The organism is Mesorhizobium escarrei (assembly GCF_935825525.1).
Lineage (GTDB): Bacteria > Pseudomonadota > Alphaproteobacteria > Rhizobiales > Rhizobiaceae > Mesorhizobium > Mesorhizobium escarrei.
Genome location: NZ_CAKXZT010000180.1, coordinates 2,792 through 21,107, shown reverse-complemented (window position 1 = coordinate 21,107; position 18,316 = coordinate 2,792). Strand labels below are relative to the sequence as shown.

Sequence of the window (18,316 nt, the reverse complement as noted above, 5' to 3'; positions counted from 1 at the left end):
GCACGGCGTTGTTGGCATCGCCCTGTGAGAAGGCCAGAAAGTTGCGGCCCATGCGGTGGTCGCTCTTGAGATGGCCGATGACGGGCTCGACGGCGGACCGGCGGCGCAGCGCTCGTTTGACGGCCTTGGTGAGGCCGCGCTTGTAGCCGGCGACATGGACCTTGAAGGTCTTGTCCTTCGGGGCGTTGTGGCCGCGATAGCCGGCATCGGCGACGATCTTGGCGAGGTTGGCGCCGATCGAGTTCTCGATCGCGGGAAGGTTGGTGGCCAGCGTGTGGCCGTCATAGGGATTGCCGGGCAGCGCCTTGATATGGGCGACGAACTGGCCGCCGCGGCTGCGATAGAGCGGCGTGGCGACCGAGACCTTGACGCCGAGTTCATAGGGCTTGTGCGCCTTGCCCTTGCCGATGCATTCGACCTCGGGAGCATGCAGGGAGTAGACCTTCCTGCCGCGTTCACGCTGGCGCTGGTCCCTGACGCGGCGGGCCAGCGACAGCGGCAGACCGAAGGGCGCCATAAGTTCCGGCCGGCCGCCGATCTTGCGGGTGACGTCGCGGATCACCGCTCCCAGCATGGTGCGCAGCCGCTTGAGTTGCCGGTTGGCCCGCTTGAACTGCTTGGCGTGGGCATAACGCTGATGCTTGATCAGCGCGATCTTGCCGACCCGCGCATAGGACTGGCGCAGGCGGATGCCGTGCTTCCTGGCCAGCTTGACCAGCCGCTCGCGGGCGCGATGCATCAGCTTGGCGTCGGTCGGAAAGGTGATCGCCTTCTCCTGCACGGTGGTGTCGACGATCACCGCGCGGAAGTCGGCCGGCTTGGCCGCCCCCAGCCGGGTCGCCGCCGCCAGGCTCTCCTGCAGCAGCGCCGTCAGCCGCTCCTCGCCCATGCGCAGGCGCCAGCGCGTCAGCGAGGTGCGGTCGAAGACCAGGCGGTGCTTGAAGAACTCCTCGCCGCAGAACAGCTGATAATAGGGGTTTTCCAGCCAGCGCTCGCACAGCCCTTCATCGGACAGGTTGTGCATCGACTTCAGGATCGCCAGCCCCGCCATCAGCCGCGTCGGCAGCGGCGGTCGGCCGGGGCCATCGTCGTAGACCTCGCCGAGCAGCGCCAGTCGATCGCCGCCGCCCAGCTTCACCAGTGCATGTTCCATGTTCAGGATCTGGTCGAGCCGGGACCGCAACAGGTCCGCCTGGCCACTGTCTCGCCGTTCCTTCGGCCGCATCGCTTGCTTCCCCTCTCCGGTCGAAACGCCATCGAATCACGCAACGCAGATGCAAACATTTTGCCGGAAATCGCCGCCCAAAGCCACGATTTCCGGCAAAACGAAACCCAAATTCAGGCGAAAATCTTAAATTAAATCAAAGCGTTCCGCGTTCTTCACGGACGACTATTTGATTATTTGACAATGCGGAGATTTGCCCGCCGCTTCATGGCATCACGCTTGGCCTCGCGCTCGTTGATGGCACGAACAATATCAACCGCGATCCGCTTCTTGTTGGCCTCACGCACATATTCATCTGTTACCGTCATGGAGGAATGGCCCATCGCCTCCATGATAGCCCGCGCTTGGATGTTGCATTCAGCGAGGTAGGTGCCGAACGTGCGGCGCAGGCCATGGAGCGTGTAGCCGCTAGGAATTCCCGCCTGCCGCGTCCAGTGCTGCATCATGCCGGTCAGGCTCTTTTCCGAGAATGACCTGCCATAGGCGTTCTTTAAGACAGTGCCGCCTTTCGAGCGATCGAGCGGGTCCAAGGCCGCTGCTAGTTTGTCTACGACTGGAATGAACATCTCCCGCCCGCCATGGCGGTTGCGGTTCTTCTTCTGGCGAAAATCAAAGGCCTCGATTAGCACCAGCGAGCCGTCGAACAGTTCGATCTCTTCCGTTAAAAGATCGTCCCACTCAAGAGCAGCGATATCGCCGCGCCGATTTCCAAGCCAGAAGCCGAGTGCATAGCAGGTGCGTGCGGCTGTGCCGATTGGGTGTCGCTCCTCGAACCTTTCGCGCATCGCAATTGGCCAAGCTGGGTTCTTGGTCGATTTGGGCACCCGCACACGGATAGATAGCGATGGATCATCCTGCGGCTTGATCCATTTTTCGACATCGGTCGCGACCCATAGAAGCTTCTTGATGGCGACCAACATGTGTTTGGCGACGGTGCGGTTTGTCCTGAAGATGCCTTCAATGATGGCGCGAAGCCGATCCGCGTCGAGATGTTCGACAGGAGTATCGCGCCAGGTGAGTGGGTAGTTGGGATCGACCCGCAGGTTGAGAAAACGCTCGATCAGTCGCGCATTCTTCTGCTGCGTGGCTTCATCAAAATCCAGCCACTCCATTGTCGTTTCAAGCCGGCGCGCGGCATGGCCAAAGGTTTTTGGCAGTGCCCGACCGGGCAAATCGATGATAACTGCCTTCTTGCCTTGACCCTGCGTGGCCTTCTCGTAAGCCGCCTCGAACTCGGGATCGCCGGGCTTACCGGGAAGGCGGAGTTCGGGCATGCCTTTTGCGCGGTAGCGATAAGCTAGCTTGCCGTTCTTGAGACGCGAAGAGACCCCAGGGTATCGCGCATCCTTGAAGGGCCTAGCCATCAAACCCTCCTTCCAGACTTCTGCCGCTGGTGCTCAACGCGCGGGGAGTTCTCCAGCATCGCCTGTAGCGGAAGGGCTTCGCTTTCGATGGCAACGCGCAGGAGCACCGGGTAAGGGAAGCCTCTGCCTTGCTCTATGCCTTCGAATGTGCGTTTCGGTATTCCCAGCACCTTAGCTGCGGCTTCGGCAGTGAATCCTCCCTTGGCCCGCCAGGCTTTCACTTCTTGTGCAATCTTCTCATTCTCGTTCACGTCACGCCCCTCCGTACGGCAACGATCATACGACGCCTGCAGCGTATACGCAACGAGCGTATTGGTTATCTTCTTTCTCTGTCCCGTCTGCTTCTTTCCAGCAGTTCTTGAAGACCGCTATCTTTATCCGGCAACGAGGTGAAAGCTATGTCGAGAGCCACCCGGTCCCAGACAGCGCGGCTGTTGATGCGCTTGGGCTTCGGCATGCGCCCATCGGCGACCATTTCATCAAAAAGCGTCGATCCGACACCGATGTAGCGAGCTGCTTCCTCACGGGTTAGACCTCGTGGGGGATACGAGATTGCATCCCTTTTCATGGGCGCTGCCTCGCTCCTGAGACTCCTGGCGTGTTGTTGTCGAAAGCCACAAGTTGCATCCTGGTTTGCCATTCGCAGCGAGGGGACCGTGTCGACTTAAAGAAAAAGAGCGCGTTAAGCGGAAGGGGCCTGACTAGGTTCGTTCGGCTTAAACTGGCAGCAACGTGTGAACGGGTGGATCACGGCAGGAGAGCTACCCGTGGGGCATGTCAGCGGACGGCTCGCCGTTGCCGTGCATTACTCGACCGAGGCTAACCAACGGCGAGTGCCCCGTTGGCATTTTCGCAGCTTCTTTTAGTGTCGAAATTTGAGCCGTTATGCTGAGCGCCGTCGTCGTCCCGAACACCGCCACCATGAAATAGCTGTCTTATGTGCCGAAACTGATACGCCATTTCCGACATAGACGTAGGACCAAGACAATTTCGAGTAGCCGATCGAAATCGGCGATGGCACCGCACCACGATCGGAAGCTTTGCTCTGGGAGCGATCGACGAGCCACTACTCGGATGTCGCGTTTAGGCCGGTTGCCGACCGTTGTTCGACACAAGGAGGCTTTTATTTCGGTGCGAGCGTCATGGTGATCTGACCCAAAGCAGCCATAGTCTGCGGTTAATCGCGGGCGGCGTTTCCATTTTTCGATATCCTGAAGTCGGCGGTACCGCCGCGAGGATCTGACGGAGACTTAGACGCGGCAGGCGGGGAACAAATCTCCTGACATACCGTGTTACGGAGTGCTTGCACGATAAGGCCGATGACTAAAAGGCACCATGGTAGTGCATAGTTCCAGGGTTCAGGATTGATCGGCTTGCGTGCCGTGCAGCAGTCGTTAATGATGTTGAGGCAAAGTGGTTTGTGGCGGATGGAATCGTAGGCCGCGCCGAGGCTGTGGCGAAGGAAGATTAGATGGCCAAACACACAACCGTTCACAAGCTGCGACCGGAAACTGGGAATGGCAACGGAACCCGCGATACCCTGACTGCACTTATCGAAGAGGCTCATCGTCAGAACAAGCGCGACAATTCCGGGCGAACCTTGGTGCGCGAGCAGTCGCCGGCGCGATTCTACGGCGGAGGTTCGAGCATGTTACCCGAAAGTCTTCAGCCGCTGCTACGTGAGGTTGCGCCAGCGCGCCGGTTAGAGCAACTCGTCCTTGTAAAAGAAATTCTATGGGAAATTCAGGAGCTGATTAACGAAGTCCGGCAGACCGCGTTGCTGCGCTCGCATTCGCTCGAGCCACGCCATACGATAATGTTGGTGGGCCCACCCGGCACTGGAAAAACGAGCCTTGCCGAGGCGGTCGCCACAGAACTTGCGCTTCCGTTTTTCACTGTTCGCTACGATGGCTTGGTTGGCAGTTATTTAGGCGAGACGGCCTCGAGACTTCAATCAGTCGTCGAATATGCTACCCGGACGCCTTGTGTCCTCTTCTTTGATGAGTTTGACAGTGTTGGGAAGGAACGCGCTGATGCTCACGAAACTGGGGAGATTAAGCGGGTCGTCAGCTCTTTGCTACTGAACATGGACGCACTGCCGAGCAGTTGCATCGTGATTTGCGCGACCAATCATCCCGAGCTCCTCGACAGGGCGGTTTGGCGCAGATTCGAGATACGCCTAACACTTCCAAAACCCGGAGCGGCTGAACTGCGGGAGTGGTATTTTAAGACGGAGAACGCCCTCGGTGAATTAGGTATAAGCGCCGAGAATTTCGTGAAAATATTTAAGGGGGAGACATTCTCTGAAATAGAGGCCGTAACACTCGACGCTCGCAGAAAAGTTGTGCTATCGCATGGGAAGTTGAGGCCTAGCGATGCATTCGCCCAAGCGCTCGACAGGTGGAGTAGACGTCGAGACGTTGGGGGGGCTCAGTCGGGTGGCACAGAAACCGATAGTAAGAATAAGCAGAGAACCGGCAAGGCGAAAGCGAATCAAAGGTCAACGGGCGAGGTTCCCGAAGGCGATCTCTTGGGGAGAACAAGCAAAGCGCCATGACGCCAAATTCGGCGATATAGAAAGTGGCCTTGGGCGGATCCTGAGCGGCGCAGACCTTTCAACGTCCCCTAGTGAAGTAACCCCCGACCGCGCGCTCGTTTTCGAAGTGATCGGCCCGCTGTCGAACGTGGCGAAATTTGTCGCGGCGGTACGCGCGGCCGGGTTTGAGTGGCTAGGCGAAGACTTCGATGAGGACACTAGCGACGAAGACGAAGGCGAGGAAGCAGACGAGCCTGCCGCTGACAGCGGTCAGAGCATGCTCTATGTCACCATGCCTACCATTCGCGGTCTTCAGAAGGTGCTTTCCCTATGGAAGCAGTATTCCACCAATCAGCCAAAGCCTAGGACTCACGACGGGGAGTGGTGGCCTCTTTTCGCATACTTGAACGACGTCAGGACATGGTCGGCTAAAGACAGGGTCGACCCTGCGCTCTCCCGTTTTGTCGACCGTATGATGCGAAAATTTCCAGACCGACCGATCCGGTTGGAACTTGATCTCTGGTTCCGAAGTGACCTCAGTTTGAGAGCGGCGGCACGCGAATATGTTACCGATCTCATGTCACTGGTCGCCGGAACCGTCCTCGACTTCGTTACGATTCCAGAAATCCAATATCAGGCAGCTCTAGTCGAGCTACCAAACGAGCAGGCGCTTCGCCTCGGCTCACTCCAGGGCCCTCTTTCGACTGCCGACCGCGTGATGCGCGTCCGACCGCAGTCGCTTTATACCAGCGAGGCCGGGGATGCTGCATTCTCAGTCTCTGATCATCGTGATCCTCCGTCGACCCCTGACGCAAGACCCGCAGTGGTAGCGCTACTCGACGGCTACCCAGTCGAGAACCACGTCCTGCTGAGGAATAGGCTGCGGGTGAGCGAAGTGGACGTTCATGCTGTAAACGTCCCCGTGGCAAGGCGCAGGCACGGTACTGCTATGGCGTCTCTCATTATCCACGGTGATTTGGGTGACGATACTGTTCCTATCGACCGGCTACTGCAAGTGGTGCCGATACTTGGCGCGCCGCAAAACCTCGCAGAAGAATGCACACCACAGGATCAGCTTCCGCTTGGCCTAGTTTATCGGGCGGTCTTGTCATTGGTCGAAGGGTCTGATGGCGGCGTGGGGCCCATGGCCGAAAACGTCGTCGTTATCAACCATTCAATCTGTGATCGAGAAGCGCCGTTCGGTCAGCGCGCGAGCTACTGGGCGAAACTGCTCGACCACCTTAGCCATCGTTTCCGGCTGCTTTTTATCGTCAGCGCCGGAAATAACATGGAGCCTTTCGCGGTCGACACTTACGCCGACTGCAATGCATTCGAAACGGCTAGTCCAGTAGAGCGGCAGATCGCACTGCTTAGCGCTCTCAATCGGAGCAGGGGGGGCAGGATAATGCTGAGCCCCGCGGAAACCCTCAACGGACTAACTGTGGGCGCGGTACATGGAGACAGTTCCGTCGGAGCGCCTCTTGGTTTCGTGGATCCCTTTGACACGATGTCGGGCGTAGCAAACCTCGCGTCGAGCGTTGGGCTTGGAGTTAATAGAGCAGTGAAACCCGACATTGTCGAACTCGGTGGCCGGCAACTGGCACGTTCGGAAGATGATGCAGGCTTCGTTTCAGCCTGGGCAATTGAGCACCCGGACGTCGGTCAGGTCACCGCGGCGCCTGGTGTCGGCGCTGCCCAAAACCTGGTCAGGCGCAGTACGGGTACAAGTAACGCTGCGGCTCTCACCACACGAACAGCCGCGCGGCTGGTGGACGTTCTGGAGGATCTCTTCGACGAAAACGGCGAGCAGTGGCTGGAGGCCAAAACGCGCGCGGTCGTCTTGAAGGCGCTGCTCGCTCACGGCTGCACGTGGGGCGGCGCAGGCGAGATATTGTACGAACTTTACCCTGGTGGAGCTCTCCGGAAGAAAGAAGCCATCAGCAGCGTGCTAGGATATGGCCGTCCCGATCATTCGAGGGTCTTCAGTGGTCAAGGGAATCGCATCACCCTGCTTGCCGACGACATAATTTTCCCCGATACGCTCCACGAGTACAGACTTCCCATCCCCCGCGCGATGGTCAACAATCGCGAGCTTCGGCGGGTCGTGGTCACACTCGCCTGGAGCAGTCCGATCGATCCTATAACGCGACGTTACCGTGGTGTCCGCCTCGAGGTTGTCGATGGCGATGGAAAACGGGATTTCTGGAAAGGGATCAAACGCACACTCTCGCCGGACGGGCGGGCCGCGCGACGCGGTACGCTCCAACACCTTGTTTTCGAGGGCAAAAACCTGATTCCGCAAGGCGGTTCGGGCGATATTTTCCTCGGTGTTCAGGCAATGGCGGAAATGACGCCCTTTGCCGCGGCGGAAGTGCCATATGGCCTGGCAGTGACTCTTGAGATGAGCCAACCCGTCAGGACAGACCTTTTCGCAGACGTAGAGGCACGCGTGAGAGCTAAGCGAGTCGACGTGACGCAGCGAGTGCCAACCCGGGTGAGAACCTAAGGTGCCAGGCGACAAAAACAGTATCGGCTACAAGAGCCGCGCGACGATCAAGAGCTATCTCCAAGACATCGGAGACGATGAAGCGGTGGAAGAGCTGTTCCCCAGCGGCGGGGTTGGACAAGGTCTGGCCAGCCCTTGGGGAAATCAGGTCTGGGCCCATACGGGAATGATGTGCGGCTTCCTGCCTCCTGAATCGGGCGGTCAGCTGGCGCAAATCCAAAGCGCGTTCTCGCTCGAACCTGACGAGACGCTAAAGAACTCGAGGGTCAAGATTACGCTCGAAAAGTTCTGGATTCACAGGTACCCAGGCAGCGGCACTCACCAGATACTTTGCGAGTTCACCGGAAAAAACCAACTCCAGAATGAGCCGGAAGAATTGCGTTTCGCGCTGACCACAGAAGCCAAGGATGGGGCAAGCGCAGCGATCAGCGGGTCTCCCATCTTTCTTGGTGTGTCGGTCGGCGAAAACGGAATCGCGTTCGAAGGAAAGACCATCAACGTCATCAGCAAGGGCGACGAAACCATTCTTAACGCAATCGGGAGCGGTCCGTTTAAAGAAGGTCTGGGCCTGTTGACCAAGGCTCAACCCGCTCTCAGGCCGTTCGTCGGCCTAACATCCAGCGTGGTGCAGTCCGTTCTCAGTAGGAACAAGAACAAGCAGGTATTCCATTTCAAGCTCGGACTTGATTTCGCGAAGAGTCAAACTTCGGTGCCGCTCCGGCACGGCTCGTTCATTGTCGCGCAGGGAGATTCTTCGCATTGGGATTGGAACGCCTTGGCGTGGAACACGGGCTCCGGCCAAGTCGTCGACAAATCGACGAAGCGCCCAATTTTGTTCAACTATATCGTTTTCAGGGTGTCTGCTTATGCCTAGGTGCCTATTTGCAGGAACATTGGAAACTTTGATCACTGTCAGTTCTGTTGGCGCAACGTTACCTACCATCGCGTGGTTCGACGGTTGCGTGCCGCAGCAAGTTGAAAAGGCAGGGAACTATGAGCAATCCTAGACGCGTGGCCGTCTTTCTCGACGGCACTGGAACACTGTCGGCGACAACACAAACGTCTGGCGCATCAAATCTCTGTGCGAACCGGACGATTCCCAGCAACTTATCTAATGCGGCGTTGGCGTCGGGACCCACCTTGGAGAGAAGGTGAGGGGAGGTCTCTTCGGCTACGGCCTCGATCACGAGATCACCGACGCATATGAGTGGCTAATCGACCATTACAACGAGGGCGACCAGCTGTTCGGTCCTCGGCTTCAGCCGGGGAGCCTATACCGCTAGGGTTGGCGATCGACAAGGATCGCAACTCGTTCAGGCCAACGCTCTGGACCCGGACGACGCTTCTAGGCGCAACCCCAGCCTCGCCACGTCCTCTTGAGATGTAGAGCAGCGCTGGTTGTCGGCGCTCATGCGAATGTCGGGGGCGGGTATGCAGGTGACCTGCTGGTCCAGATCCCTCTGAAGTGGTTCATAGCCAAGGCTACGGCGCTCGGTCACAAGTTGCGCTGGGACGTGGATATCGACCAAGCCAACGTCGTGCCACGCATATCCGACTCCTAGCCAGCTTCTTAGGTGGCAGCTATCAGTTTTTCAGCAGCTGGTATTTTAGAACGGTCGGCGTCCAACCGGTTCTGGGAACCAAAGCTCGGACGTCGACGATCAACGAAACCATCGATGGCAGCGTATTCGATGGTTGGCGCTCCCCCAGAACATCGTGGAGCGGGCGAAACGCATCGTCGATTCGGGCGCAGTAACGCAGTCAGTTTTGGCCGCGGGCCCGAAAATACTCGCACCAACCTAATGTGCCCACAGCAGACCTTCATGTTACGATAGGTGCGGAGACCGGGGTTGCAACCATACTTGTTTGAGTTCAGCCGCGGGTTTCGCGTTCTCAATTTCATCCAGATAATCGGCCCACCATTGCATCATTCTGACTCGCTCTTCCCAGTGCTCTGCCCGGGCGTAGGCGCGGCGAACTTCGTTGTTCTCAATGTGGGCCAACTGCCGCTCTATGGCGTCCGGATGCCACTTGCCGCATTCGTTTAGCAGAGTTGATGCCGTTGCTCGAAAACCGTGCGCGGTTGCTTCTTCCTTGCTGTAGCCAATGCGACGCAAGGCGGCGTTAAGCGTGTTGTCAGAAATCGGACGCCAATTCGATCGAACACAAGGAAACAGCAGCGATCCACCTCCAGTTATTTCTCTAAGTGAGGTCAGAACGCTGACGGCCTGCCTTGAAAGCGGTACGCGGTGCGGCCGTCGCATCTTCATGCGTCCTTCAGGGATGGTCCACACCGAGCTTTTGAAATCGAACTCGTCCCATCCGGCCGCGCGCAGCTCGCCGGGGCGGGGAAACAGCAACGCCATCAGCTTCAGGGCGGCTCGGGTTGTAGCCTGTCCGTCAAATGCATCGATCGCTCTCAGCAAGCCTCCCAAGGCCTTAGGATCGGTAATCGCGGCACGCGATGTGACCGTCGGGCTGATGAGTGCGCCCCTCAGGGCGATAGTCGGATCTGCCTCGGCGCGTGCGGTCGCGATTGCGTATCGAAGCACGCTGCCGATGGTGGAGCGCAGTCGCCTAGCCGACTCGTATCGACCGCGAATCTCCACGCTGCGGAGAACGGCTAGAATCGTGGCCGAATCGATCTCCCGAACACTTTTGTCTCCAAACGTTGGATAGGCAAAGTCGAGCAGCCATTTGACCTTGGTGATGGTCCGGTCGGCACGTCCTTCCTTCTTCAGCTTGTCGATATATTCCGCCGCGATTGAGCGAAAGGTGTCCTTTGCCGAATCGGCCTTTTTTCGCCACTTACGCTCCTGTGCGGGGTCGATGCCACGTAGGAGGAGACGTTTGGCGGTATCGCGCGACTCGCGTGCCTCAGCGAGGGAGATGAGAGGATAGCTGCCCAATGCTAGAAGCTTCTGTTTGCCGCCAAAACGATAGGCAAAGCGCCATAGGCGAGATCCGGTAGGCTGAACCCAAAGCTGGAGCCCGCCACCGTCAGACAATTTGACGAGCTTGGAAGCGGGTCGGGTATTTCGGCATTTCACGTCGGAAAGGGCCATTCTCGGGACCTCCATTTGGCTCCATCGATACCATCAGGATCTCCAATACCAGCGAAAATACCAGCCCCCCGGCTCGTTAGACCAACTACGCCGAAATTCCACAAAACCCGACCATCCGCGCTTTACGCGCCGAAATCGGAAAAGATTTCAGCTAGTTGGCGGAACAGAAGCGTAGAAGCTTCGGCGAAAGAGACTCTCGGGAGAAGAGGGGATGGTGCCCAGAGGCGGATTCGAACCACCGACACGCGGATTTTCAGTCCGCTGCTCTACCAACTGAGCTATCTGGGCCTGTTCCGGCACGCGGGCAGTTCTGCACGCCGGATTTCTTGAAAGCGCCGCAGGCGCCCCTTGAAAGCGCGTGGGTTATAGCACGGGAATCCGACCTGTCCAGCGCTTAAGCGTTGATTTCAAGCGGGAAGCCAGCAGTTGCTCGACAGCTCGATTCATGGGACGCGGTCGAAGTCACCAAGCCGTGCCGAACAGCTTCATTTGGGAGGGTCGTTGTCCGTTTCGTCCTCGTTATCGCGGCCCGGAATGATATAGGCGCCCTTGAGCCAGCGGTTGAGGTCGATGTCCTTGCAGCGCACGGAGCAGAACGGGTAGGTCTCGCGCGCCGAGGGCTTGCCGCATTCGGGGCAGGGCCGCTTGGGGCGCAGCGGCGTGACCTTGTCATCCGAACCCGAGTTCATGGCCGAACTGACTGCCAGTTGGCATGCACTTTGAACCCCTCGCCGGTCAGCAGCGCCACCGTCTCATAGAGCGGCAGGCCGACGACGTTGGTGTAGGAGCCGACAAGCTTGACCACGAAGGCGCCGGCCAGACCCTGGACGGCATAGCCGCCGGCCTTGCCGCGCCATTCTCCCGAGGCGACATAGGCGTCGATCTCGGCGCGCGGCAGCCGCTTGAAACGCACCCTGGTCTCGACCAGCCGCTGGCGCAGCTTGCCGGCCGGCGTGATCAGGCAGATGCCGGAATAGACCCGGTGCGAACGGCCTGACAGCAGGCCGAGGCAATTGACGACGTCGTCGAACGTTTCGGCCTTGGGCAGGATGCGCCGGCCAACGGCGACCACCGTGTCGGCGGCCAGCACGAAGCTCGGCGCATAGTCCTCTTCCGTCTGCAGCGAGGCCAGCGCCTTTTCGGCCTTTTCCTTCGACAGGCGCTTGGCCAGCGAGCGCGGATGCTCGGCGCGCAGCGGCGTTTCGTCGACACCGGCCGGCAGCACGCGGTCCGGCTCGATGCCGGCCTGCTGCAGCAGCTCGATCCGACGCGGCGAACCCGAGGCAAGCACGAGCTTCGGCAAAATGCTCATCGCGATCCCGGGAGCTCTGACGATCTTACTTGAAACGGTAGGTGATGCGGCCCTTGGTCAGGTCGTAAGGTGTCATCTCGACCAGGACCTTGTCGCCGGTCAGCACGCGGATGCGGTTCTTGCGCATGCGGCCGGCGGTGTGGGCGATGATTTCGTGCTCGTTTTCGAGCTTCACCCTGAACATCGCGTTGGGCAGTAATTCCGTGACGACACCCGGAAACTCGAGGACTTCTTCCTTCGGCATTCGATACCTTTGCTTGGATGGATTCCCAGCGCCCCGGCCGGAATTTGGGCGGAACCTATATGATAATCGCGCGCTTGTGAACATGCTTAAATCAGCGCGGTTTTTCTGCTTCCGGCGCCAGAAAACGGCTGCCGATCCGCGCCTTCAGCCGTTCGCGCACCTCGCGATAGGCGGCCATGATCTGCTCACGCGTGCCGCCGACGCCAGTCGGGTCTGGCATCGGCCAATATTCGACGTCGACGGCAAGCGAGCGGGTAAGCTCGAGCGCGGTGTGATGGGCTTCCGGCGACAGCGTGATGATCAGGTCGAAATAGTCGTCCTCGAGGTCGTCCAGCGTCCTCGGGTGCCGGTCGCCCAGCGAAAGCCCGTCCTCGGCCAGCACGGCGTCGACGAACGGGTCGCGTTCGCCGCCGCGCACCCCGGCCGACGCCACGAAACTGGTGGCCGGAAGCACCTGGCGCGCCAGCAGTTCGGCCATCGGCGAGCGCACCGCGTTCATACCGCAGACAAACAAGATCGAGCGCGGCAGGATAGAGCGGGGCAGAGGGGCTGACAGCTCAGCCTCGCCAGTGCAGCACGCAAACCAGCGTGAACAGCCGGCGCGCCGTGTCGAAATCGATGTCGATCTTGCCGGCCAGCCGGTCCATCAATGTCTGCGAGCCCTCATTGTGCAGACCGCGCCGGCCCATGTCGATCGCCTCGATCTGGCTGGGCGTCGAGGTGCGGATGGCGTCGTAATAGCTTTCGCAGATCATGTAGTAGTCCTTGACGATGCGCCTGAGCGGCGTCAGCGACAGGATGTGGGTGACAACCGCCGCGCCGTCCTCGCGCGTCACCGCGAAGACCAGGCGGGATTCGGCCAGCGACAGTTTTAGCCGGTAAGGCCCGGCGCCGTCGTCATTGACCGGCTGGAAGCTGTTTTCCTCGATCAGGTCGAAGATCGCCACCGCCCGCTCATGCTCGACATCGGGCGTCGAACGGCTGATCGACTCGTCGAGTTCGACATCGATCAGCCTGGCACGGGTTCGATCGTAGTCCGCCATGTCAGCTACATATTCAGCCGGATGGCGACGGAGTGTCCATGCGCGTCGAGGCCTTCCGCTGTGGCCAGCGCGATGGCCGCCGGCGCCAGCGCCCGCAGCTGCTCCGGCCCGAGCTTCAGGATCGAGGTGCGCTTGACGAAATCGAGCACCGAAAGCCCGGACGAGAAGCGCGCCGAGCGTGCCGTCGGCAGCACGTGGTTGGAGCCGGCGACATAGTCGCCGATGGCTTCCGGCGTGTGGCGGCCGAGAAAGACAGCGCCGGCATTGCGCATCCGCGCCAGGAAGGCTTCCGGCTCATCGATGGCAAGCTCGACATGTTCGGCCGCGATGCGGTCGACCAGCGGCAGCGCCGCCTCGATTCGGGGGACGTGGATGACGGCGCCGAAATCGCGCCAGCTCGCCGCCGCCGTCCCGGCGCGCGACAGGTTTTGCAACTGGCGTTCGACCGCCTGTTCGACCGCCGCGCCGAAGGCGGGATCGTCGGTGATCAGGATCGATTGCGCCGACAAATCATGCTCGGCCTGGGCAAGCAGGTCGGCGGCGATCCAGTCCGGATCGTTGCTGCCGTCGGCCACGACAAGCACTTCCGATGGCCCGGCGATCATGTCGATGCCGACCGTGCCGAACACCTGGCGCTTGGCCGCCGCGACATAGGCATTGCCGGGGCCGACGATCTTGGCGACCGGCTTTATCGTCTCGGTGCCATAGGCAAGCGCTGCGATCGCCTGCGCGCCGCCGACGCGGTAGATCTCGGATATGCCGGTCAGGTCCGCCGCCACCAGCACCAGCGGATTGATGATGCCGCCGGGCGCCGGCACCGCCATGACGATACGATCGACGCCGGCGACCTTGGCCGGCACGGCGCTCATCAGCACCGAGCTTGGATAGCTCGCCGTACCGCCGGGTACGTAGAGCCCGACCGCCTCGATCGCCGTCCAGCGCGAGCCGAGCTCGACGCCGGCGGCGTCGGTATAGCAGTCGTCGTTGGGCCGCTGCCGCTCGTGATGCGAACGGATCCGGTCTCGGGCGAATTTAAGCGCCTCGATCGTCTGCGGGTCGGCCGCATCGTAGGCCTTGGCGATGTCATCTTGCGACACGGCCATGCCGAGGTCTTTCAGGTCGGCCTTTTCGAATCTTTGCGTGTAGTCGATGAGCGCCGCGTCGCCCTCGGCGCGCACCCGCGCGATGATCGCGCGCACCACGGCTTCGACGTCCTCCGAGACCTCGCGCTTGGTCAAAAGGAAGGCGGCAAAACGCTGCTCGAAATCGGCATCGGACAGACGAAGCGTGATGGCCATCTTGTGTGCTCAGGCTCTGTGGAAGGGGCGCGACGTCGCTTCCCAGGCGCCGCCAATGTCAGCCAGCCGCGCCTCGATGCACTCGACATCGAGCATGATCGCGCCGCCGCCTGAAAAGATCAGCTCGATGATGCCGGCCGGCTTGTCGAGGGCGACGAAGCTGATCGCCAGCAGCGACAGCACCTCGTCGGGCTCGTCGCGGGCAATGCCGCTGGTCTTGGCGCCCAGCACCCGGTCGAAATGCAGCACGCTTTGCCGCCGCTCATTGTGCTGGCGGAAGAAACCGGATTTCGCTTCCCAGACGAAGCGGTTCATCGTCATCACAAAACGCTTGACCGCCGGCATGTACTCGAGGTCGCCGACCTTCAGCACGGCGTCCTGGACATGGGCCGAGACGATGCTCAGATCCTGATCGTCGAGCGCGACAAGCTTGAGAAGGTCCATGCGGAGTTCGCACCTGCGAAGGTTTACAATCGACTTTCTGTTAGGCGGTCTTGGCGATCCGTGCAACCGCGCCACGGATTCCGACCAGGGCAATCGCGCCAGGTCTGCGCTGCCCCTCATCGCCCTGCCGGGCACTTCTCCCCGTATAGCGACTGTATAGCGACGGGGAGAAGGACGCCTTCGCAAAGGATTTCGCCAATCTCCAGCGTTGCAAAAAAGGAGCCGAGGTCGCGGCCAGCCCTCTTCTCCCCGTCACTATACGGGGAGAAGGTGCCGGCAGGCGGATGAGGGGCGGCGCCGGCCTCGGCAATTTCGCACAGTTATTACCCCGAAATCCGCTCGATCACCGCGCCGCAGCCGGACAGCTTTTCTTCCAGCCGCTCAAAACCGCGGTCGAGATGATAGACCCGGTTGACCGTGGTCTCGCCTTCGGCCGCCAGGCCGGCGATGACCAGCGACACTGAAGCGCGAAGGTCGGTCGCCATCACCGGCGCGCCCTTCAGCTTCGGCACGCCGTCGACGATCGCCGTCTGGCCGGACAGCGTTATGTGGGCGCCGAGCCGGGCAAGTTCCTGTACGTGCATGAAGCGGTTTTCGAATATCGTCTCGGTGATGCGCGACTTGCCCTTAGCCATCGTCATCAGCCCCATGAACTGCGCCTGCAAATCGGTCGGGAACGCCGGGAACGGTGCTGTCGTCACGTCGACCGGCGCGATGCCGGCGCCGTTGCGCCTGACGCGGATGCCGGAATTGGTCGGCGTGATCTCAGCGCCGGTTTGGGAAATCACGTCGAGCGCGGTCTGCAGCAGGTCCGCCCGCGCGCCTTCGAGCATGACGTCGCCGCCGGTCATGGCGACGGCCATCGCATAGGTGCCGGTCTCGATGCGGTCGGGTATCACTCGGACGCGCGCGCCCGACAGCGCTTCGACGCCGTCGATGGTGATGGTCTCGGTGCCGGCGCCGGAAATCCTGGCGCCCATGGCGTTGAGGCATTCGGCGAGGTTGACGATCTCGGGCTCGCGGGCGGCGTTTTCGAGCACCGTCTCGCCCTTGGCCAGCGAAGCCGCCATCATTAGCACATGGGTGGCGCCGACCGACACTTTCGGGAAGACGTAGCGATTGCCGACAAGACGGCCGTTCCTGGTCTTGGCGATGACATAGCCGGTGTCGACGTCGATATCGGCGCCCAGCGCCTGGAGGCCCTCCAGGAAAAGATCGACAGGCCGCGTGCCGATGGCGCAGCCCCCCGGCAGCGACACCTTGGCCTCGCCCATGCGGGCAAGCAGCGGGCCGATCACCCAGAAGGAGGCGCGCATCTTCGACACCAGCTCGTAGGGCGCCGTTGTGTCGACGATGTTGCGGGCGGAGAAAGTGACGGTGCGCGAATAGCCCTCCTGCTGCTTTTCTCTGCGTCCGTTGACCGAGTAGTCGACGCCATGATTGCCGAGGATGCGGATCAACTGCTCGACATCGGCCAGATGTGGCACGTTTTCCAGGGTCAGCGTGTCGTCGGTGAGCAGCGAAGCGATCATCAGCGGCAGCGCGGCGTTCTTCGCGCCCGAGATCGGGATGCTTCCGGCAAGCTTGTTGCCGCCGACAATTCTGATGCGATCCATTTAAACAACGTCCCCTCGGCCAAAGGCCGGTTTTAATCGGTTGAGTCTGTTGCGGCCGGTCTAGACCCCGGGCCGTCTAAACCATTGGCCGGCTTGGTTCAAGAAACAGGATTCCCGCACCCTGGCCAGCCTGTTGATAGTAGGTCAATCCTTTTGCGTTTCTTTTAGACCGCCGAGCCCGTCCAGCCGCTTGTCAGCCCCGCCAGTGCGTCGCGAGCGTGACTGCGCCTTGCGCTTCTGCAGATTGGCGCGCAATTGCTCGGCGAGCCGGGTCTTGCGGTCGGCCTTTGTCGGTGGGCTGTCCTTTTTCGATGGCCCGCCCTTGTCAGATGGACCCTCCTTGTCGGGTGGACCCTCCTTGTCAGGTGGAATCGTCTTGTCGTTCATGGTTCCGTCCCGGCCAGCCCACTATCAAAGGGATAGCCAACATTGTGGCGCCGCCATGTCCGCAAAAGCCGTCGGAGCGGGCTTTCACAGATGGCTTGCGCTTGGCCTTGCGCTTGCCGGTTCGATATGGCAGAAGCCCCGCCATCAGCGGCTGCGGTAGCTCAGTGGTAGAGCACTCCCTTGGTAAGGGAGAGGTCGAGAGTTCAATCCTCTCTCGCAGCACCATTCCAAACCATTGTTTGGAAACAACTATCTGACTTTTTTGGTCTTTTTGCCGCCTGTCTGGTACACAGGGGTGGTACACATGAGCTTGAGAATGCCTGGACCTCGGCGACATAAGAAGACTGGTGTCTATTACCTTCGGCAACGCGCGCCTTCCGATTTGAAGGACTTTCCAATGGACGGGAAGGTGGCAATTCCCGTTGGCGACATCATCAGAACGGTGAAAGCGGGAGCAACGGTCAAGGTCAGCCTCGATACGAAAGACCCCGCAGAAGCCAAGAAGCGCCACCGCGAGGCCGACGCTGCACTCCATGATTTCTGGCAGCGGTTCAGGCAAGGCTTTCAGCCGCTCACCACCAAGGAAATTCAGGCCCTTGCGGGCATCCTCTACGCTCGTCTGGGCGACATGATGGACAGTGAGCCGGGGGAGGAAGGCATCTGGAAAGCGGTCCTGCGGCTGAATAAGGGCAAGGAGGAGGGCGGGGAACTCGATCGCTGGTTCGGCCCGACAGTTGACGAGTTGTTCGCCGAGCAGGGCGTTAACGTCGACCCCCTCAGCCGGACCCGAGTTGTTCATGCCGCCTCCAAGGCAATCCAGCTTGCAGCTGAGACCAATCTCAAGAAGGCCAGAGGCGACTATTCGCCGGATGAGACGCGGAAGCGGTTCCCCAATTGGGAGACCGAGCGAGGCAAGGCCCAGCCAGTGCCACGGGCGGCAGGGAACTTGAACCTGTTCGCCTTACTGGACCACAAGTTCGCGACACAGAGCCTCAAGGAGAAGACCAAGAGCGACTATGCGCGGGATCTCTCCAAATTCGTCAAGAGCAGCGGGCATCGGAATGCCCAGGACGTGACGAATGAGGACGTTCGGAAGTGGCGTGACGAGTTGATAGCCGAGGGGCTATCGCCGTCGAAGGTCGCCCAGGCAGGTAATGCGGTCGCCTTGACGGAGTGGCCGAAGTGGATCGTCAGGCTTGGGCGGAGGGCGTTTGTGGTCGACGAGCGGGCGCCTGAGGGGTTGCCTTTGCGTCGGTGATCTGCTCAGGCTCCCGCT

The 18,316-nt window shown here is 60.4% G+C and carries 18 protein-coding genes, 2 tRNA genes and 1 pseudogene; 6 read left to right on the top strand and 15 right to left on the bottom strand.

Annotation, left to right across the window (positions count from 1 at the left end; genetic code table 11):
- From NMG80_RS35380 to NMG80_RS35365, 4 genes are all read right to left on the bottom strand, one after another.
- Nucleotides 1-1,225 (bottom strand): IS5 family transposase (locus NMG80_RS35380; protein WP_254022430.1); only part of this gene is annotated, 1,225 nt, incomplete at its 3' end.
- 173 nt (nt 1,226-1,398) lie between these two features.
- Entirely contained in the window at nt 1,399-2,589 is a 1,191-nt protein-coding gene (locus NMG80_RS35375) for a site-specific integrase (protein ID WP_254022429.1), read from the bottom strand.
- Nucleotides 2,589-2,840, bottom strand: a complete 252-nt coding sequence (locus NMG80_RS35370; protein ID WP_254022428.1) for a helix-turn-helix domain-containing protein — start codon at nt 2,838-2,840, stop codon at nt 2,589-2,591. The genes NMG80_RS35375 and NMG80_RS35370 overlap by 1 nt, the downstream gene beginning before the upstream one ends.
- A 65-nt stretch (nt 2,841-2,905) precedes the next feature.
- Nucleotides 2,906-3,157, bottom strand: a complete 252-nt coding sequence (locus NMG80_RS35365) for a helix-turn-helix transcriptional regulator (protein ID WP_254022427.1) — start codon at nt 3,155-3,157, stop codon at nt 2,906-2,908.
- A 903-nt stretch (nt 3,158-4,060) separates the two neighbouring features.
- Between NMG80_RS35365 and NMG80_RS35360 the strand changes: the two genes are divergently transcribed.
- From NMG80_RS35360 to NMG80_RS35345, 4 genes and pseudogenes are all read left to right on the top strand, one after another.
- Nucleotides 4,061-5,146, top strand: a complete 1,086-nt coding sequence (locus NMG80_RS35360) for an AAA family ATPase (RefSeq protein WP_254022426.1) — start codon at nt 4,061-4,063, stop codon at nt 5,144-5,146.
- Nucleotides 5,028-7,631: a S8 family serine peptidase gene (locus tag NMG80_RS35355; protein ID WP_254022425.1), complete on the top strand. Its 2,604-nt coding sequence runs from the start codon at nt 5,028-5,030 to the stop codon at nt 7,629-7,631. The genes NMG80_RS35360 and NMG80_RS35355 overlap by 119 nt, the downstream gene beginning before the upstream one ends.
- Before the next feature lies 1 nt (nt 7,632).
- A complete protein-coding gene (locus tag NMG80_RS35350; protein WP_254022424.1) occupies nt 7,633-8,505 on the top strand; it encodes a hypothetical protein in 873 nt (290 codons plus the stop codon).
- A gap of 271 nt (nt 8,506-8,776) precedes the next feature.
- A pseudogene (locus NMG80_RS35345) lies at nt 8,777-8,914 on the top strand (hypothetical protein); the annotation flags it as partial.
- Nucleotides 8,915-9,457: 543 nt separating this feature from the next.
- Here the strand turns inward: NMG80_RS35345 and NMG80_RS35340 are convergent.
- From NMG80_RS35340 to NMG80_RS35290, 11 genes are all read right to left on the bottom strand, one after another.
- Nucleotides 9,458-10,696, bottom strand: a complete 1,239-nt coding sequence (locus NMG80_RS35340; protein WP_254022422.1) for a tyrosine-type recombinase/integrase — start codon at nt 10,694-10,696, stop codon at nt 9,458-9,460.
- A gap of 212 nt (nt 10,697-10,908) precedes the next feature.
- Nucleotides 10,909-10,984 (bottom strand) — tRNA-Phe (locus NMG80_RS35335).
- Nucleotides 10,985-11,181: 197 nt separating this feature from the next.
- The gene (gene yacG, locus NMG80_RS35330; RefSeq protein WP_254022421.1) at nt 11,182-11,385 is read right to left on the bottom strand and encodes a DNA gyrase inhibitor YacG; all 204 of its coding nucleotides are present in this window, start codon (nt 11,383-11,385) and stop codon (nt 11,182-11,184) included.
- Nucleotides 11,382-12,008 carry a Maf-like protein gene (locus NMG80_RS35325; RefSeq protein WP_254022420.1) on the bottom strand — a complete coding sequence of 209 codons (627 nt, stop codon included), beginning with the start codon at nt 12,006-12,008 and terminating at the stop codon, nt 11,382-11,384. Before NMG80_RS35325 ends, yacG begins: the two co-directional genes overlap by 4 nt.
- Nucleotides 12,009-12,033: 25 nt before the next feature.
- On the bottom strand, nt 12,034-12,252 hold the full coding sequence (infA, locus tag NMG80_RS35320) for a translation initiation factor IF-1 (protein ID WP_006200926.1): 219 nt from the start codon (nt 12,250-12,252) through the stop codon (nt 12,034-12,036).
- Nucleotides 12,253-12,343: 91 nt separating this feature from the next.
- Nucleotides 12,344-12,751, bottom strand: coding sequence for an arsenate-mycothiol transferase ArsC (locus NMG80_RS35315; protein WP_254022431.1), 408 nt, complete (start codon nt 12,749-12,751; stop codon nt 12,344-12,346).
- 58 nt (nt 12,752-12,809) lie between these two features.
- Complete coding sequence (locus NMG80_RS35310; RefSeq protein WP_254022419.1) at nt 12,810-13,295, bottom strand: UPF0262 family protein; 486 nt, start codon at nt 13,293-13,295, stop codon at nt 12,810-12,812.
- A gap of 5 nt (nt 13,296-13,300) precedes the next feature.
- The gene (gene hisD / locus NMG80_RS35305; protein WP_254022418.1) at nt 13,301-14,593 is read right to left on the bottom strand and encodes a histidinol dehydrogenase; all 1,293 of its coding nucleotides are present in this window, start codon (nt 14,591-14,593) and stop codon (nt 13,301-13,303) included.
- 9 nt (nt 14,594-14,602) lie between these two features.
- Nucleotides 14,603-15,037 carry a DUF2948 family protein gene (locus NMG80_RS35300; RefSeq protein ID WP_254022417.1) on the bottom strand — a complete coding sequence of 145 codons (435 nt, stop codon included), beginning with the start codon at nt 15,035-15,037 and terminating at the stop codon, nt 14,603-14,605.
- Nucleotides 15,038-15,360: 323 nt separating this feature from the next.
- Entirely contained in the window at nt 15,361-16,653 is a 1,293-nt protein-coding gene (murA, locus tag NMG80_RS35295; RefSeq protein ID WP_254022416.1) for a UDP-N-acetylglucosamine 1-carboxyvinyltransferase, read from the bottom strand.
- A gap of 144 nt (nt 16,654-16,797) precedes the next feature.
- Nucleotides 16,798-17,040 (bottom strand): hypothetical protein, encoded by a 243-nt coding sequence (locus NMG80_RS35290; RefSeq protein WP_254022415.1) that lies wholly within the window; start codon nt 17,038-17,040, stop codon nt 16,798-16,800.
- Nucleotides 17,041-17,190: 150 nt separating this feature from the next.
- Between NMG80_RS35290 and NMG80_RS35285 the strand changes: the two genes are divergently transcribed.
- Nucleotides 17,191-17,265: transfer RNA gene (locus NMG80_RS35285), tRNA-Thr, on the top strand.
- Between the two features lie 79 nt (nt 17,266-17,344).
- Nucleotides 17,345-18,298, top strand: a complete 954-nt coding sequence (locus NMG80_RS35280) for a DUF6538 domain-containing protein (RefSeq protein ID WP_367186059.1) — start codon at nt 17,345-17,347, stop codon at nt 18,296-18,298.
- Nucleotides 18,299-18,316: the final 18 nt, after the last annotated feature.